Annotated in this window: 13 protein-coding genes; 1 reads left to right on the top strand and 12 read right to left on the bottom strand. The window is 43.9% G+C overall.

All coding sequences use genetic code 11. The annotated features are described in order from the left end of the window. Positions 1-188 precede the first annotated feature (188 nt). The 12 genes from ACVBDU_RS14890 to ACVBDU_RS14945 all read right to left on the bottom strand — a co-directional run bounded on the left by ACVBDU_RS14890 (position 189) and on the right by ACVBDU_RS14945 (position 16,304). A complete protein-coding gene (locus tag ACVBDU_RS14890) occupies positions 189-1,484 on the bottom strand; it encodes an IS1380 family transposase (RefSeq protein WP_447180304.1) in 1,296 nt (431 codons plus the stop codon). Positions 1,485-1,967: 483 nt separating this feature from the next. Then, complete coding sequence (locus ACVBDU_RS14895) at positions 1,968-5,075, bottom strand: efflux RND transporter permease subunit (protein ID WP_447180530.1); 3,108 nt, start codon at positions 5,073-5,075, stop codon at positions 1,968-1,970. Positions 5,076-5,178: 103 nt separating this feature from the next. Next, positions 5,179-6,327 (bottom strand): efflux RND transporter periplasmic adaptor subunit, encoded by a 1,149-nt coding sequence (locus ACVBDU_RS14900; RefSeq protein WP_447180531.1) that lies wholly within the window; start codon positions 6,325-6,327, stop codon positions 5,179-5,181. 7 nt (positions 6,328-6,334) lie between these two features. Continuing rightward, positions 6,335-7,648 (bottom strand): TolC family protein, encoded by a 1,314-nt coding sequence (locus tag ACVBDU_RS14905; protein ID WP_447180532.1) that lies wholly within the window; start codon positions 7,646-7,648, stop codon positions 6,335-6,337. Between the two features lie 72 nt (positions 7,649-7,720). Then, a complete protein-coding gene (locus ACVBDU_RS14910) occupies positions 7,721-9,085 on the bottom strand; it encodes a sensor histidine kinase (protein WP_447180533.1) in 1,365 nt (454 codons plus the stop codon). A gap of 22 nt (positions 9,086-9,107) precedes the next feature. Further along, positions 9,108-9,794, bottom strand: coding sequence for a response regulator transcription factor (locus ACVBDU_RS14915; RefSeq protein WP_447180534.1), 687 nt, complete (start codon positions 9,792-9,794; stop codon positions 9,108-9,110). A 52-nt stretch (positions 9,795-9,846) separates the two neighbouring features. Next, positions 9,847-10,569 carry a uracil-DNA glycosylase family protein gene (locus tag ACVBDU_RS14920; RefSeq protein ID WP_447180535.1) on the bottom strand — a complete coding sequence of 241 codons (723 nt, stop codon included), beginning with the start codon at positions 10,567-10,569 and terminating at the stop codon, positions 9,847-9,849. A gap of 24 nt (positions 10,570-10,593) precedes the next feature. Beyond that, positions 10,594-11,355 carry a peroxide stress protein YaaA gene (yaaA, locus tag ACVBDU_RS14925; protein ID WP_447180536.1) on the bottom strand — a complete coding sequence of 254 codons (762 nt, stop codon included), beginning with the start codon at positions 11,353-11,355 and terminating at the stop codon, positions 10,594-10,596. Positions 11,356-11,716: 361 nt separating this feature from the next. Continuing rightward, on the bottom strand, positions 11,717-12,880 hold the full coding sequence (locus tag ACVBDU_RS14930; protein WP_447180537.1) for a sigma-54-dependent transcriptional regulator: 1,164 nt from the start codon (positions 12,878-12,880) through the stop codon (positions 11,717-11,719). Between the two features lie 297 nt (positions 12,881-13,177). Further along, complete coding sequence (locus ACVBDU_RS14935; protein WP_447180538.1) at positions 13,178-14,008, bottom strand: mechanosensitive ion channel family protein; 831 nt, start codon at positions 14,006-14,008, stop codon at positions 13,178-13,180. Between the two features lie 24 nt (positions 14,009-14,032). Further along, on the bottom strand, positions 14,033-15,373 hold the full coding sequence (locus ACVBDU_RS14940) for an ABC transporter permease (RefSeq protein ID WP_447180539.1): 1,341 nt from the start codon (positions 15,371-15,373) through the stop codon (positions 14,033-14,035). Further along, positions 15,366-16,304 (bottom strand): ABC transporter ATP-binding protein, encoded by a 939-nt coding sequence (locus tag ACVBDU_RS14945; protein WP_447180540.1) that lies wholly within the window; start codon positions 16,302-16,304, stop codon positions 15,366-15,368. The genes ACVBDU_RS14940 and ACVBDU_RS14945 overlap by 8 nt, the downstream gene beginning before the upstream one ends. A 295-nt stretch (positions 16,305-16,599) precedes the next feature. Here ACVBDU_RS14945 and typA point away from each other — a divergent pair, with 295 nt between their 5' ends. Then, entirely contained in the window at positions 16,600-18,399 is a 1,800-nt protein-coding gene (gene typA, locus ACVBDU_RS14950) for a translational GTPase TypA (protein WP_447180541.1), read from the top strand. Positions 18,400-18,682: the final 283 nt, after the last annotated feature.

Below are 18,682 nucleotides of genomic sequence, written 5' to 3' on the forward strand. Positions count from 1 at the left end.
CCTAAAATCCGCATGTCTATAGTAAATCATTACCCCCCGTTTTGATTTTGGTGCTTTAAGGATTAAACGTTGCTTTTTTTGTAGGTTTCCGATATCTTTTTAAATGTTGGGGCATACTTCCCCTGTTAAAGTTTTTATACTTTCTCTGTGGAGGTCATTATTTTACGGAGCGTTTTTGTTTTTGCCAGCTAAGTTTTTAAGGGCATATTTCCATAAACCCTGAGGGATACTTGTCTGGAACGTTTTATCCATTTTGATGGCAGGAGGATAAACCTAAAAAGGAATTTTTTAACACGATAGCAAGGCTTTAGTGTTTTGTATTTGGAGGAAAAGCATTCCATGATATGATGGTAAAGGTTGCGGCAGATTGCTGTTAAATATAAAAAAACGGTATTCTTGCCCAAGGCGGAGAAAGGCATCCCGTCCCACCCGAAATCGTTCTTGAGGATATCAAACTGACGCTCCATGTTCCCCCTGTGATTGTAGAGCCGAACCAGTTCGGTGATATGGAGTTCAAGGTTATTGGTGAGTATGGCGCGGTATTGATAAGCATCCCCGGTAAAAGCATCGGTTTGTTTTGTAGGTTTGAACGACCGCTTGACCACCAGTCTGTATTGGACAGGTTTTTCCCCGGCCTTTTTGGCCTGTTGTTCGAATGGGGTCACTAAAACCTGTCCAATTTCCATAACGTTATTATTGGCATCCGATATGGTGTCCCAACTTTCTACTTTTTTGAAATATTTTTCCACATAACTGTTTTTACAGCCAATGTAAAAGTACCTTACCTTTTGTTGCACTAATTTCACAACATCATATTGATAGGAAGCAGCATCGGCCCTGAAGTGGTCAATTTTACGGTCTATATTAGCTTCCAACAAATGGAACAGGCGAGATAATGTATCCCACTGAAAGGACTTTGCGTCACTGTTCCCGTTCCTGTTTTCTATGTAAAGGACCTGGTTCTCATTAATGGTGCAGACCCCGGGTTGATACCCCGGGGCACGCTTATAGGTCATTTTACTATCCTTTTTTTTATTGAAAATGATGGTATTGTCATAATCCACCAGGAGTTCCTTTTGTTTAAAAACACCCAAATGTTTCAATACCTCCATGTTCAATTGCCCCAAGACCGAGTGGGTGCTGTATGTGTGAAGTACAGAACCTCTTTTGGTCTTACATTGGGCAGTGGGTTCGGATAAATTACCTATACGCCGTAGCATCGTGTCGGAACTAGGCATATTCAGGTAAGGATTGCCTTTGAAATGATGTTTAAGATGGGTTTGAAGATCCTCGATACAGTCGCCACCACATAAGTAAATGCTTAGCAATGAATACAAGACATCGCTCCAGGAATATTTGGATTGGGGCGCAAGCTCTGGCAGGTTATTATCCAATAATTTACCTATACCGGATGCCGAGAGATACTCTAAAACAAAATTTAATCCGCCAAAAGCAGAAATAGGTTTACTTTTTTGTATTTTCATCGTGGTATTTTTCTAGCAACACCAATTTAGGTGAAAATACCGAAAACCGCAAACACTTTGCTTATAAAGGTTTGCGGTTGGTTTTATAAAGTATCTTACGGATGTTAGGACCCTTCGCAATACGATTGTCCTTGCCATCATCCGATGTTTTTTTAGAAACTGTTTTGGTCTTATCTCCCGGTTATTCCACTGCCATACCACAAAATCCAATGGGAAAAGCAATACCGTTTTATAACACGCTCAATCTGAGTTATTCTTTAAAATCTATTGAGTTATACACATAGATACTATTTGTATTGATATCATAAACAAAGAGTTAAATATTCGTATACGTATAAAATGAATAGGTATTTCAAAAGAACCTGACTTTGTGGGCTTTGTGAAAAACTTTGAGCCCTTTGTGGTTTTCCCTGTCACGGGTCTTATTGTATCACAGAGATTCACAAAGTATTGTAGAGAAATTAAATGTATAACTCAAAAACTTTATATATCCTTTTCCTCTTCTTCTTCCTCCTTATAAGCGAAATAGAATACTTGTGGCAATACCGTAATGGACAGGATCATACAAACAATAAGTCCTCCCACTATCATTATGGCAAGCGGTTTTTGTATTTCAGACCCCATTCCGGTGGAAAGGGCGGCGGGTAAAAGCCCCATAGAGCCCATCATGGCAATCATCAATACGGGCCGGATACGACCATATACGGCATCGGATATCGCTTTTTTCAACGGCTTCCGCCTTTTCATTTGCTGCCGGATGTTCCCTATGAGCACAATACCATCAATCGTGGCCACCCCGAACAGAATAATAAATCCTATCCCCGCGGAAATTCCAAAAGTGGTACCGGTTATCCAAAGGGACAGATACCCCCCGATAAAGGCAAACGGTATAACAATACATGAAATAAGGGTGTCTTTAAGGTTGCCTTCAAAATTCATCCACAACAAAAAGATTATGAGCACAAGACAAACGGGAACTATGGTGTACAGCCTTTTGGTAGCTCTTTCTTTGGATTCGAACTCCCCGGCCCACTCGGTTTTTATATGTCCCGGAAACTTCACCTTTTCACTTACTACCTGCCTGGCTTCGTCAATGGTACTTCCCAGGTCCCTGTTCTCTATACTGAAACCTACGCCTATATACCTGCTGCTCCCTTCCCGGTAAATAAACGCGGGACCAGTATGGAAATCAATCGTGGCGATCTCTTTTAAAGGGACGCGTTTACCGTCTTTGGTGGGGATAAGGATTTCCCCTATCTTTTCATCCGTGTTCCTGTAGTTTTTGGCAAAACGCAGGCGTACGTCAAACATTCTTTCATTTTCATAAAATGTTGTGGCTGCCTGCCCTCCTATAGCCATTTCTACCACTGCCTGCGCATCGGACATATCTACCGCATACCGGGCCATTTTATGGTCGTGCAGTTGTATACGAAGTTCCGGCAAACCGATGTTCCGGTATACATTGAGGTCTTCTACACCACGCACTCCTTCTAACGCTCCCGCAACCTGGTCGGCATAGTCTTCCAGTTCAAAAAGGTCATCCCCGAATATTTTCACAACCAGGGAACTCTTTACCCCTGCTACGTATTCTTCCACGTTATCCTGTATGGGCTGGCTAAACCCGAATACAATTCCCGGATAGGACTGCAGGGTGCCCCGTAATTCCTCTACCAGTTCCGTTTTATCCATACCTCGTTTCCATTCGTTTTCGGGATATAGCTGTATGTGGAACTCAATATTGAAAAAGCCGGTAGGATCGGTACCATCGTTTGGCCTCCCCGTTTGTGTCAGTACGAACTTCACCTCTTCATATTCCCGAATCTTGTTCTTCATTTCCCTGGTAAGGGTTACGGCTTCTTCGAGGTTGACACTGTTCGGTAACGTAGCCCGGACATACACTGCTCCTTCATTGAGTTTTGGTAAAAATTCCGAACCGTGGTTTAAAAAACCGAATACGGTTACTAACAGCAGCGCACAAAAAGCACCTATGGTTACTTTCTTATGTCTTGTGGCCCATAAATACCAATTATACAGTCCGTCCCTGAAAAACCGTGTAATGAAATTATCTTTCTCCACTATATTTTTGGTCAGGAGCAATTTACACATCGCAGGCACGTAAGTAAGGCTCAGGATCAACGACCCGAGCAGGGCAAAACCAAGTGTAAAAGCCAGGGGTGAGAACATTTTTCCTTCTACCTTCTGGAAAGAGAAAATGGGCAGTAATGCTACTATAAGGATAAACAGGGCGAAAAATATATAGGATGCTACCTCCTTGGCACTCTTTTTAATAATGCCCGATTTGGAAATCTTATTGAACCGTTCCATTCCCAGTTCCTTTGCCTTACGTTCCAGCCCTACAAACACCCGCTCCGCTATAACCAATGCCCCTTCCAGCAGCAATCCGAAATCGAGGGCCCCCATGGAAATAAGGTTGGCCGGCATTCCCATGATCCGTAACATGGTAATGGCAAAGAGAAAAGCGAGGGGAATTACCGACGCAACAATAAGGGTCATACGCCAGTTGTACAGGAATATAAATACGATCAGGGACACCAGTATGATACCCTCCATAAGATTTTTGGTTACCGTATTCACGGTTACGTCAACCAACTCTGTCCTGTCTATAAAAGGCTCTATTTTTACATCCTTAGGCAGTATTCTTTCATTGAGATCTTTTATCTTATCCTTCAGACTGCTAATGACCTCCCCCGGGTTTTCTCCCCGGAGCATGATCACGATCCCCTCCACGAGGTCATCTTCATCCTGCAGTCCCACCTGCCCCAGACGTGGCTTTGCGGCTATTTTCACTTCTGCCACATGTTTTACCGTTACAGGTGTAGACCCTTTTACTTCAATCAGGATATTCTCTATATCTTCCACACTTTCCAGAAGTCCCACTCCGCGTACTACGTAAGCCTGACTTCCCTGCTCTATGATATCGCCACCTACATTGATATTACTTTTGGACACCGCTTCAAACACATCGAGAGGTGACAACCCGTAGTTTATCAGTTCGGTAGGGTGTATCCGGATTTCGTATATCTTCTCTTCTCCCCCGAAACTAACGATATCCGCCACACCGGGAACAGCAACCAATTCGCGTTCTATCACCCAGTCCTGTATGGCCGTAATTTCCTTAATGGGCCTGTCACTTTTTATCACATAACGGAAAATCTCTCCCGTTGCCCCGGACGGCGGTTCTATTTCCGCTTCGGCCCCGTCCGGAAGTTCGACCCCCTGAAGCCGGTTGGAGGCATACTGCTGCGCAAAGAAATCATCTGCCTTATCATTAAACAACACCGTAACTACAGATAAGCCGAAAAGCGATATGGAGCGCACTTCCGTTTTTCCGGGAATGGTATTCATTTCCTTCATTACGGGAAGAGTGACAAACTTTTCCACTTCTTCGGCACTTCGCCCGGGCCATTGGGTAATAATACGCGCCCTTGTATTGGTTACATCCGGGAAGGCTTCTATGGGGGTGTGTATATAACTTACAATCCCCGCAATCAGTAACAGTGCCGTAAAGAAAAATACGACAACGGAATTCTTCAGGGAAAATGCTACTATGCTTTGAACGAATTTAGTCATTTCTGGTATGTATTATTAATTGGAGAAACGAAGGGGTTCCCGCATTCGGATATTCGTTTTTGCAGAACATGCCCGTCCTGCTATCCAGAGAACAGACAGTCTCTTAATCGTTTCCGGAATCTTTGATCTGCTCGTAAATGAGCAACTGGTTCCTGGTCACTACCAGTTCATTTGCTTCCACCCCTCCGGTAATATAAGTCTCATCGCCATTTTTACTGAAGACCTCAGCCCTGCGTACTTCCAGATCACAATCATCTTTATACACCACTACGAAATTCCGGTTGTTATTAAAGATCAATGCGCTGGTAGGGATGGTAACCGCTTTCCTGTCCCGTTGCTTCTTAGCGATAATATCGGCAGACATTCCGGGCTTAAGCTCCTGGTTTTCGTTAGGGATGACAACCCATGCTTTAAGCACTCTTTCTTCGTTGTCAAATACCTGTGATATGGAGGTGATCGTTCCTTTAAAAATCTTATCCGGGTACGAAAGTGTCTGAATATCCACTTCCTGTCCGATGTGTAATTTGGTAACATTCCCGGCGTAAATATTCAGGATCACCCACACTTCACTCAGGTCGGCTACGGTAAACAGTGTATTGCCTTCTGCGGATATCTGCATTCCCGAGGCAATGTTCTTCTCCGTAATAGCACCCGACATAGGTGCTTTTACCTGAAAACCGTCCTTTCCCTTACTACTTCCGTACAGCCCCAGTGTAGCTGTCACATTTTCCAGGGCAGCCTGTTTTGTCTTCAGCTCGCTTTGTGCGGTAAGGAAATCTTTCTGGGAGGCTATACCGTCTTCATACATGGATCTGACGGAAAGCAATTCTCTCTCCGCAACCATTATTTCCCCTTCCAGGCTTTTCCTCTCGGACTGCAGGTTATTCAGTTCCGAGCTTTGTATTTCTGCCAGTACCTGCCCTTTGGAAACCACATCTCCCAAGGAAAAATAAGTTCGCGAAACCACCCCGCCTACAAGACTGGTAAAAGGGACTACCTTGTCCGGGTTGCTTTGTACAATACCGGTAAGAGCTATCCGTTCCTGCACAGGTTGCAGACGGGCCGGCTCCAATATGATATCCTCACGGAACGATTCGTCCAGGCAATATCTTTCCGTTCTGGAAGTCTCCGGTGTTTTTTTATTACAGGAGATAAAAAACGGCAGGACGGTAAGCACTATTGTTACGGTAAATACGGCATACATATTTCTCTTACCGAAAATATTGTGGCCATTGCGGTTTACTTGTTTCATTTGGTTATTACGCTTTAATTTGGTCTATATCTTTTCCTATTTCGAATTGAAGGTCTTCGAGTTTTTCGTTGGCATTTTTTGCCGATTCCAGGATAATATCCCGGTTTTGCAGATAAGTTTCCAGGAAATCCAGGTATTCGAGCATACTAATGTTTCTTTCCCTGAAATTACGGGTGTAGCTATCCAGGAGGGATTCCAATTCGTCTCCGTAAGACGGATCAATACTTTCCAGGAAGGATACGGAAGTCATCAGGTCGTTATAAGCCAGCATTACTCCCGACTTCACTTCGAGTTCTTTTTGTTCGAGCATTAACCTGGCCTGCTCCTGCCCTATTTTCGCGGCTTTGATATTTCCCTGGTTACGGTCGAACACCGGCAGGTCGAGAGAAAAACCGAAGCCCACGAAGTCCAGCATAAAATTACCTCCACGGTCATATCCCGCCTTAAACGTAACATCGGGCACCCTCATGGCTCTTTCATAGGCGTAAGACTTATCAGAATACGTTTTCTCAAGTTCCGCAAGTTTTAATTCCGGCTGATAATCCAGTGCTTTAGTGATAAGGTATTGGGGCAGCACTTCTTTTATCTTTTCTACGGAAGGGACAAAACCTTCTTCGTCCAGGACAAGGATAATTTGTACCGGCAACCGCATCAGCACTTTCAGTTCCTTTTGCACTTTATTGGTTTCACGTTCCAGGCGGTTTATTTCGCCGGAGATCTCCAGGCCCAGGGCTTTAAGCCTTATGTATTCTCCTTTGCCGACATTCCCCTGCTCCACCTGTCGTTGATAGGCGGTTACCAGTTGTTTTACGGAAGACGCTTCTTTTTGATATACTTCCTTATACATCTGCAGGTACTGGAGCTCGGTGAGGTTATTCCGGAACTCCCGTTTGAGGTTTCGCAACAGGTCTTCCAGATATTGTCCTGCCATGTCTACGGACACCTGCTCCAATGCCATCATTTTTTTTCGTTTACCGGCAGTACGGACCAACTGTTCCAGTTCTATATTTATTTGCTGATTTTTCCAGTCATTACCGGAAAGCGGTGGCAATCCTTCCCCGAAATAGTTCAGGTTATTGGTTCCTTTACCTGTAGTCCAAAGGTTAACCTCATCTACGGAAAACGTGGGATTAGGCCATAATTTAGCCTGAAGAAGCCTGGCCTCGGCCTCATCGATCTTTAATCTTTCGGCAAGCAATTGCAGATTGTTTTCCAGAAATACGGTTTCGCATTGCTGACGGCTGAGTACCAGTGTATCCTGTGCCCGGGCTTCCGGAAATCCAAAGCACAGCACCGTTAATACTTGTATAAAACACCTCATGTGGACCTGTTCTTTTATTGAGGTGTAAAGAACCTGATAACGGGCTTAAAAAAAGCTTAAAGCGGATAAAATTTAGCTTAAAGGAAGGGTCACGGTAAATATATTGATATCCCCGTTTTCGGAAGTATAGGATATGCTCCCCCGGTGAAGTTCCATAATTTTATGTATAAAGACCAACCCAAGGCCGAAACCGGGTTTTCCCCGGCTGTTATCTCCGCGAAAAAAATGCTGAAAGAGGTATTGTCTTTCTTCTTCGCTAATGGTTTTTCCTTTGTTGACAATGTCCAGTTCTAACTTTCCGAAGAATGCCTTTATACGTATCCCGGTACGGTCATCACTGCCATAATGAATGCTGTTGAGCATTAAATTGGTAAACGCGGCCCGGAGCAATCTTTCATTTCCCGAGATCATAAGCCGTCTTTCATCTTCCGGGATCTGCGTATACTCCACCTGGAATCCGTGTTCCGGAAAGAGAAGCTTAAGTTCGTCGGCAAGGTCAAAAAGAAGTTCGTCAATACGGATTTCCTTTCCGGTAATACCGTCGGCAGATTCGGCCTTGGCTATTTCCAGCAGTACATTGATGATCTCCCCGAGATTCTTGGTATCTTCTTTCTGGCGACGGATAAGTTCCTGCATAACCTCCGGGTTCGTTTCCTTTTCCAGCTTTTCGAAATTAGATACCAATACCGCGATCGGGGTTTTCAACTCGTGGGAAATATGATGTATGGCATATTTCTGAAACGCGAAAGCTTCACGGATACGATGTATGAGTTGGTTAAACCTGTTGGTCAGTAACAGGATTTCCTTTTCCTTACCCTTTACTACAATAGGCTCGGCTTCTTTCTCCAGGTCATAACGGGTAATCTTCCGGGTAATTTCCGCAATAGGGCCGGAAATCTTACGGGACAGGTAATAAGACAGGAGCACAAGCACCAGGGAAATAATAATGAAGATCAGCACCAGGGTATTCCTCAGAAACCCGAGCTTCGAATATCCGAGGGCATCATACGCCTTACTGATACCATAATAGGATTTCCTGCCGGACTCAAAATAAATACCTACCACATCGTAAGACCCGTCCTTTTTTTCAATCCACCTGGTATTCGGGGATAGGGCGTTCAATATGGTTTCCGCATCGGGAATAGTGGTATCGTCCAGACTGGTATATATTCTCGTTTTATTATTGTTGTAGATCAGTAACTTTTCATCGTACATAGAATCGATGGTCTTCCGGTCATAGGACAGGAGGATTTCGTTATCTACCTTTTGTACTTCGGCGAGATATTGCAGCGTTGCCGTGATTTTTTGCTTCTGGCTTTGCTGGAATTCTTCCTCCCGGTATTCGTAGAAAAGGGTATAGATGAGAATCAGGGATAACCCCAAAAGCGGGATTACCGCCGCGGTAAAGTATACCAGTATTTTTTTTCGAATGGTCAAAATCGGTTGATCTTTTTACCGGTTAATCTTCAAAATAATAGCCGTATCCCACTTTGGTTTTAATAGAATCTTTACCGAAAGGTTTGTCTACCTTGTTCCGGAGAAAATTGATATACACCTCTATGGTATTGGTATTACCGTCAAAAGAGCTCCCCCATATTTCTTTGATCAGTTCTTTTTTGGATATCACCTCTCCTTCGGCTCCTATTAGCTTTACCAACACCTGGTATTCCCGGGGAGTAAGGGCTATTTCCTTTCCCTGCCGGGTCACTTTTTTATGTGCCTGGTGAATAGTTATATCTGAGGCGGAAAGGACTTCTTTCTGCTTTTTATCCTCCCGGTTGTTCTCCCTTCTTTTCATCAGTGCATTTACCCGGAGGAGTAATTCCCGCATATAAAAGGGCTTGGTAAGATAATCATCTGCCCCGCAATCGTACCCTTGTATTTTATCTTCGAGTTCCCCGAATGCCGTAAGCATTAATACCGGTGTAAAACTATTGTACCTGCGAAAACTTCTGCACACCTCATAACCGTTTTTTCCGGGGAGATTGATATCCAGGATAACGCAATCAAAAGTATTTTTTTTCAATATCCTCTCTGCCAGCAAACCGTCAAAAGCACTGTCTACTTCAAGTTTTTCTGCAGCTAGAGCTTCTTTGATATTGCCGTTGAGGGCCGGGTCGTCTTCTATGAGCAGAATTTTTTTCAATGGCTTGATCCAGGTTTTTTATAAAGTTTACGCTAAGATAGGAAAAGTACTGTCACGGTCTTTCTGTAAAGAATTTCCTGTACTGCAATATCCTGAAATCGATAGTAGTAAATTCCGGATCCCGTTGCTTTTGTTCCTTGTACAAAGGTATACTCCCGACGGCCCTGTTTGCCGATCCGGAAGGCGCGGTGAGGGAAACTGTTCTTATTTCCCTGTTTTTTCCATTGGTTTCCGCCAGTCTGAACTTGTGTATTCTCGGAACTTCATCCGAAACCACTTCGAGTTTCATGTCGTATTCCCTGAGATGCCTTCTAAAGAAATATTCCGGGCCATTTTTACTGTTTCCCCCGGTAAATAACAATGTATGCACCGCAGGATGCTTTTGCAGATAGCCCACGAGGTCGCGATATTCTACGTTTTGCATCCCCAGGTCGGAAGCATCTATTTTTTCGCGCTCACAGCATTCTACGATATCGCAGATTCCTATCTTTTGTTCTTTCAGAAATGTTTTGCGTTGGGCAATGGCTTCGGGTGTGGTTTCGAATTTCAGACGGAGATCAAATATTCTGTCGAGAATAGTCCACAGCTGACCATCTATACTGCCGTAACAAAAATTCACATCGCCTTCTTTTAAAACTCCGATAGAAAACCTTGGCGGGGGCAAAGTACCTACAATGAGACGGGTGGCCCCCTCCGGAATGAAAGGTGGAAAGGGATGCCGGTGTTTAAACAGGGATGGTCTGCTGTTTTTCGGGTTCGGGGTATCGGAATTCATTATCGGGTATTCTTTTCCGCTTATTTATCGTATAAAAACCAGTTCATTCTTCTTTACGGAATGCTCTTCGCTAAAGGAGTATCCTTCGTAATCAAATCCTTTAAGATCTTCGACGGTTTCAGCGCCCGTATCCAGAATATAACGCACCATAAGCCCTCTTGCTTTTTTGGCAAAAAAACTGATAATCTTCAACTGGTCATTTTTCCAGTCTTTAAATTGCGGTGTTATTACCGGGACTTTAAGGGTTTTGACATCTACCGCTTTAAAATATTCGTTGCTCGCAAGATTTACAAAAAGCTCATCCTTTTTGAGTTCTTTATTCAGCGTTTTGGTAACCGTATCTTTCCAGAATTCATAGAGGTTGCTCTTAACCCCTACCTTAAGAGATGTTCCCATTTCCAGGCGATAGGGCTGTATGAGATCCAGCGGTTTTAAAACTCCGTAAAGTCCGGACAGGATGCGCAGTGAATCCTGCAGTTCGTCCAGTTTATCCTCTGGTATGGTATAGGAATCCAGTCCTTCGTAAACATCCCCGTTAAAAGCATAGACGGCCGGGCGGGCATTGTCCGGAGAAAACGGCAGGCTCCAGTCCTGGTTTCGCTGCCAGTTGAGCTCGGCCAGGTTATCCGATATATCCATCAGTTTGGAAAGACTTTTCGGGGATTTCTTTTTCAGTATTTTATTCAGTCGTTCCGCCTGCTTTAAAAATAAAGGTTCGGAATATTTTTTCGTAGGCAAACCGGATTCGTAGTCCAGCGACTTTGCCGGGGATATAACTATTTTCATATACTGTTAATATTTATTTGTTTTTCAAGGGTCATCCCGATGGCCCCGATAACTATCAGGGTCGGGAGTAATGCCCTGATTATCATATCACCCCGAAAGCTTTCGGGAGATATCCGAATTTTCGGCTATAGGCATTTCATAATCTTTTTCTCTTAGTTTTCTTCAAATTTAAAGGAAAAACAAACGGGATCTCCGACATTTCCAACGTTCTTTCTGATAGTAGTATTGTTGTTGTTTATATTTCGGGTTGCAGGTTTCAGGTTCCAGGTTGCAGTCAGTTCCAGGTTGGGCAGTGCTCCAAGCGGAGGTGGCTGAGTGTTCCGGCTCCGCCGGAATGTATCGAAGCCCCGGGTTCCACGTTCTATTTGCTGGCAAAAAGTTCCACATCGCTTTCGCTTACTTCACTACCTCCGAGAATTATAAGTCTTTCCACTACGTTGCGCAGTTCGCGTATATTTCCCGTCCAGTCGTATTCCTGCAAACGTTTTATGGCACCTGCGGAGAACTTTTTCAATGGCATTCCCTGCTCGGTGGCTACTTTTTCCGCAAAATGTTCAATGAGTAATGGTATATCTTCCCGCCGGTCGTTAAGGGCAGGTACGTGAACGATAATTACCGCCAGCCTGTGGTACAGGTCTTCCCGGAATTTTCCTCTTTCTATTTCTTTTTTCAGGTCTTTGTTCGTAGCCGCTATAACACGTACATCTACTTTGATATCTTTATCGCTCCCTACCCGGGTTATTTTATTTTCCTGTAAGGCACGAAGTACTTTGGCCTGTGCCGAAAGGCTCATATCTCCGATCTCATCCAGGAATATGGTTCCTTTGTCAGCCGCTTCGAACTTTCCGGCCCTGTCCTTTACAGCCGAAGTAAAAGCGCCTTTTACATGTCCGAACAGTTCGCTTTCTATCAATTCCGAAGGAATAGCGGCACAATTCACCTCCACCATCGCCGCTTTGACACGCTCACTTTTTTCGTGAAGCCAGTGTGCCACCAGTTCTTTACCCGTACCGTTAGATCCGGTTATCAATACCCGTGCATCGGTAGGGGCTACTTTTTCTATGATCTCTTTTATCCGGGAAATGGCTTCGCTTTCCCCGATCATTTCAAAATTCTTACTTACTCTTTTCTTGAGTTGTTTGTTTTCCCGTACCAGTTCTTTCTTATCCAATGCATTTCTCACCGTATTCAAAAGCCTGTTCAGATCCGGCGGTTTGGAAATATAATCATAGGCTCCGAGTCTCATGGTTTGTACTGCGGTGTCCAGATCGCCATGTCCGGATATCATTACAAAAGGTATATCGGGTTTTATCGTTCCTGCAGCTTCCAGCACTTCCACCCCGTCCATCTTCGGCATTTTTATATCGCAGAGGACCAGATCGTAATCTTCCTTCCTGATCTTTTCTATACCGGCAAGGCCATCTTCGGCTTCTTCTACTTTATAGTCCTTATTCTCCTCTGTCAGTATTTTAACCAGCACTCTTCGTATGGCGACTTCGTCTTCTATTACTAATATTTTTGGCATGGGTTTGTTTTTATCGTTTTTTTTAGTGCATGACAAAATTTGTTTTACACAGATTTATCGGTAAATCAGTTTGACCCTAACCCTAAAGGGAACCTGATTTTCCTCTCCCGATAATTATCGGGATCACCCTTTAGGGCTGGGGTAAAAAATCGAGAAAAATCCACCCAGATCGAATTTTGTCATATACTCTAAAATCATTTTTAATTTCGGAATTGCTTAGTCCGGTGCTAACGGGAACATAAAAAGAACGTCTTCAAAAACTCCGGAACTCCCGGTTCGTCAACTTTAAGAAACCGCTTATTCTCCCTGTGGTATAATATGTATATCTCTCTGCGGGAACGGTATGGCAACTTTGTTTTCGCGGAATTTCTTATCTATTTCAAAACGTATTTCACTTCGCACTCTGGGCGCAGGAAAGCCATCCGGGATATAAAAGTATACTCCAAAATCCAGCGAAGAGTCTCCGAAGTTCTCGAAAAGCACAAAAGGTTCCGGGAATTCCAGTATACCGGGATGTTCGTAAACACATTTGAGCAGCAATTCTTCTACCAGTTTCACGTCCGATCCGTACGCCACTCCTACTTTCACATCGTCCCTTATGGTATTTCCGTTCTGTGTCCAGTTGAACAACGGATCGGACATAAATTTATGGTTAGGTACGATCAGCACCCGGCCTCCGCGGGTTTCCACTCTTGTTGTTCGCAGGTTAATACTAACTACTCTTCCTACTTTATCATCTACCTCTATAATATCCCCGACATGGAGGGATTTATCGGTGATAATAAGTATTCCGGACATAATATCCTGGAACAATTGCTGCAGGGCAAATCCCAAACCTACGGCTAAAGCGGCAAAGGGTGTTAGTAACACCGTAATATCTATACCCGAAGCATCCAGGGTAAACATAATGACCAGGACATAAATAATGTACTTTATAAACTGAAATATGCTTATGAATTTGTTTTTATCCCCTGTAGAAAGCTTTCTAGTCATAAGCCCACGGAGGAACTTTAAAATAAAATTAGCAGCTATGAGGGCAATTATAAGGGCAATGATCATGCCTACGGTTACATCTATTTTCGCTGTGTCAACTAACTTATATTGCCAAAAATCTTTTAAAATTTCCATGGTTTGGGAGGTCAATTATTTAGTTTATGAATATTTCAACCACTTGTATAATTCTTTATAACTGGGCTTTTTACCGTACATAAGTATTCCTACCCGGTATATCTTGGCCGCCAGCCAAACGATGGCCAGAAAGGTAATGATAAGCAGGATTATAGATGTCACAAACTGCCACACAGGGACTCCCCCGGCACCTATTCCTCCGGGTAAGCGCATGAGCATGACAATGGGAGACGTTAACGGGAATAATGAAAATGCTACGGCTATGGGCCCGTGAGGGTTATTGAACACAGAAAAGAAACCTACATAGATGGCCAGCATAAGCGGTAATATTACGGGAAACATAAACTGCTGCGTATCGGTTTCGTTGTCTACTGCTGCTCCTATAGCGGCATAAATGGAACTGTAAATAAGGTAGCCCAAAATAAAATACACCACAAAAGAAAACAACAAAACGCCCCAGGATATATTGAGCAGCTCCATCATATAGAGCTGTACCTTTTCCTGCATACCTCCGGGCATATTGTTCATGGCGTCTACGGCGTTCGGGGGTATTCGGGAACCTCCCAGTTCTCCCATACTTACCCCCAGAAAAGCGGCAAGCAGGAACAATAACAGGCCTGCGGAAATGATCCAGATGACAAACTGGGTTATCCCTGCAAGGGAAGTCCCTATGATCTTACCCAGCATAAGCTGAAAAGGTTTTACCGAAGAAATGATGACTTCTATGATCCTGCTCGTCTTTTCCTCGATAACGCTCCGCATTACAAAAGCACCGTAAATAATAATAAACATCATGATAAGGTATCCGAATGCTCCGCCTATAACAGCCTTCATCTCGTTGATACCTCTCAGTTTTTTCTGTCCCGTAAAATTCTCCACATTAACTTCGTAGGTCTTCCCCATATCTTTCAACACCTCATCGGGAACGCCGAAGTTCCGGAGTTTTACTTCCCGGACCTGGCTGCGGATCACTCCTTCCATAGAAGAAAGGGTTCCCAGGCCGGGGGACTCTTTACAGAAGAATTCTATATTTTCTGCTACCTTTTCAATATCCCCTCCTTTCGGAATGTAAAGCAGGCCGTAATACGCCGCGTGCTGCGCAGAGTCTTTGGCGGTTTCCAGCGATATACCCCGGAATGCTACAAAAGCTATGGAAGCGTCATCTTTAAACTCTTCCCGGAAAAAATCTCCTTCATTGAGCACAGCTATTACTTTCCTGTCTTCGTTATTGGCTTTGGTCAGAAAAAAAACCAATGCCGCCATTCCCACTATCAGTAACGGGCTAAGAATGGTCATTACTATAAAAGACCTGTTGCGAACTTTAGCCAGGTATTCTCTCTTTATGATCAAAGGCAGTTTATTCATTACTGTCACTGTCTTTTACGGTTTGTATAAAAATATCGTTAACACTCGGAATGACCTCTACAAAATGGCTCACCGTTGACCTGGATACCAGGTACTGAAGAAGATCGTTGGGAGAATGCCCGTTTTGCAATTGTATCCGGAGTTTAAGTTCTTCAGACAAGGATTTAAAAGTAGCGTCCGAAACCGTAAAACGCGCTTCCAGTTCCGATCGTAAAGCTTCTTTGTTGTCCGAATCCAGCCCTACTTCAAAAGTATTACTGCGGTATTGCCGTTTTATCCCCACCAGTTTTCCATCCAGTATTTTTTGTGATTTGTTGATGAGCGCTATATCGTCGCAAAGCTCTTCTACCGATTCCATACGATGCGTAGAAAAAATAACGGTGGCCCCTTTATCCCTGAGATGTAGTATCTCGTCTTTAATGATATTGGCGTTGATAGGATCAAACCCACTGAAAGGTTCATCAAAAATAAGCAACCTGGGGTTATGCAATACCGTCACTACAAACTGTATCTTCTGGGCCATTCCCTTAGACAGTTCCTGTATCTTTTTGTTCCACCAATCCCCTATCCCAAGCCGGTCAAACCAGTACTGTAACCTTTCCTTTGCTTCTTTCCTGGACAATCCTTTTAACTGGGCCAGGTAAAGCGCCTGCTCTCCCACTTTCATACTTTTGTACAAACCTCTTTCTTCCGGCAAATACCCGATAAGCGCTATATGCTCGGGTTGCAAGGGCTTTCCGTTGAAAATCACGGTCCCGGTATCCGGATAAGTGATCTGGTTGATAATCCGTATCAGGGTGGTCTTTCCGGCGCCGTTGGGACCGAGCAAACCAAAAATACTACCTTCGGGTACCTTTAGCGAAACATTGTTCAGCGCAGTGTACTGTCCGTATTTCTTGGAGACATTATTCACCTCCAGCAGATTACTCATATTTGGTATGTTAGTTTTCACGTAGTAGCATCCAAAGATATTGAAATCACTCTTAAAGAGGGAAAAATCGGAAAATTTATTTACCGGAGAGCCTGTTTCGGCAGAGAAAAACTGTGATTTCGTCCCTGCAAAACCCCTGAGCCATATCCCGGACTCCTTAAAAAACAATAATTTAATGTTTATATGCCAGGAATATGATATATATTTGCGCCCTCATTTTCGGGGTTGATTTGAGGCAATGAACATCACAAAAACTCCGAAAAAATCACATAGTGTTAAAAATCAAGTCAAAATTATGGCGGACATCAGAAATATAGCGATCATAGCTCACGTAGACCACGGTAAAACCACGCTGGTAGACAAAATAATGTACCATTGCCAGTTATTCCGTGAGAACGAGAATACGGGCGATCTGATCCTGGACAATAACGACCTGGAACGGGAAAGAGGAATTACCATTACCTCCAAAAATGTTTCGGTAACTTACAAAGGCACGAAGATCAACATTATCGATACTCCCGGTCACGCCGACTTCGGTGGGGAGGTAGAACGCGTTCTGAATATGGCAGACGGTGTTTTGTTGCTGGTAGATGCTTTTGAAGGGCCTATGCCGCAAACACGATTCGTATTACAGAAAGCTATCGACCTGAAGTTGAAACCCTGCGTGGTTATCAACAAGGTAGATAAGGAAAACTGTACACCGGAAGAAGTACACGAAAAAGTATTTGACCTGATGTTTGAACTGGGTGCGGAAGAATGGCAGCTCGATTTCCCTACCGTATACGGTTCGGCCAAAAACAACTGGATGTCCGAAGACTGGCAAAATGTTACGGAAAACATCGAACCTTTACTGGATATGGTAATAGAGCACGTACCCGAGCCGAAGGTTTCGGAAGGAACGCCGCAAATGCTCATTACTTCCCTCGATTTTTCCAGCTTTACCGGGCGTATCGCCATAGGAAGGCTGCAAAGGGGACTACTTACCGAAAATATGCCGATAGCCCTGGTAAAAAGGGACGGAAGCATCCTGAAAGCCAGGATAAAAGAACTGCATATCTTCGAAGGTCTTGGCCGTAAAAAGGTATCGGAAGTACATGCGGGTGATATCTGTGCCATCGTTGGCCTGGAAAGCTTTGACATCGGCGATACCGTTGCCGATGCGGAAAACCCGGAAGCACTGGCTTCTATCGCTATAGACGAGCCTACCATGAGCATGCTCTTTACGATTAACGATTCCCCGTTTTTCGGTAAAGAAGGTAAATACGTGACTTCCCGTCACATCAAGGACCGTCTGAACAAGGAACTGGAAAAAAACCTTGCCCTCAGGGTAAACGAAACCGAAAGTGCGGATAAATTCATGGTGTTTGGCCGTGGGGTACTACACCTTTCCGTGCTGATCGAAACCATGAGACGTGAAGGTTATGAACTCCAGATCGGGCAACCGCAGGTTATCATCAAGGAAATAGACGGTGTAAAGTGTGAGCCCGTGGAAGAACTCACCATTGACCTGCCGGAAAATCTTTCCGGAAAGGCTGTGGAATTCGTCAGCCTCCGAAAAGGAGAAATGCTGAGCATGGAGCCTAAGGGAGAACGTATGGTTTGTGTATTCCAAATCCCGTCCAGAGGTATCATCGGTCTCCGGAATCAATTACTGACCGCTACGGCAGGTGAGGCCATCATGTCGCACCGGTTTATAGAATACCAACCGTACAAGGGAGAGATCCCCGGCAGGAATAACGGTTCCCTTATCTCTATGGAAAAAGGTAAAGCCATTCCGTATTCTATTGATAAATTGCAGGAAAGAGGTAAGTTTTTTGTAGACCCTAACGAGGAAATTTACGAAGGACAGGTGATCGGAGAAAATTCCCGTGGGGATGATATGACGGTTAACGTAACCAAGACAAAAAAGCTTTCTAATGTCCGTTCTTCAGGAGCTGATGACAAGGCAAAGATTGTCCCTGCCATAAAATTCTCGCTGGAAGAAGCACTGGAATACATTCAGAAAGACGAATATGTGGAAGTTACTCCCAAAAGTCTCCGGTTGCGAAAAATATACCTGACAGAAAACGACAGGAAACGCTTTAAAATAGCGTAACGACATACTAATAATATAATAAATCCGGGAAGTGGCTCTGTCGCTTCCCGTTTTTTATTGCAGGTTGCAAAGTTGTGGAGTTTTTTAGTTGGTAGTTCTGAGTTGATTCTACGCAATCATCATGTTTAGTAGTTGAAAAAGTTTTTTGTATTTATATAAGTATTTTTAGTAAGTGGCAAAAATTGTTTTAGCCACGTTTCTCATAAAATCAGTTTACCTCTTCAGGACTAGAGGGGGCCTAATTTTCCTCGTCCCGATAATTGTCGGGAGAAGAGGGGTGGAC

This window comes from Sinomicrobium endophyticum (assembly GCF_052983315.1).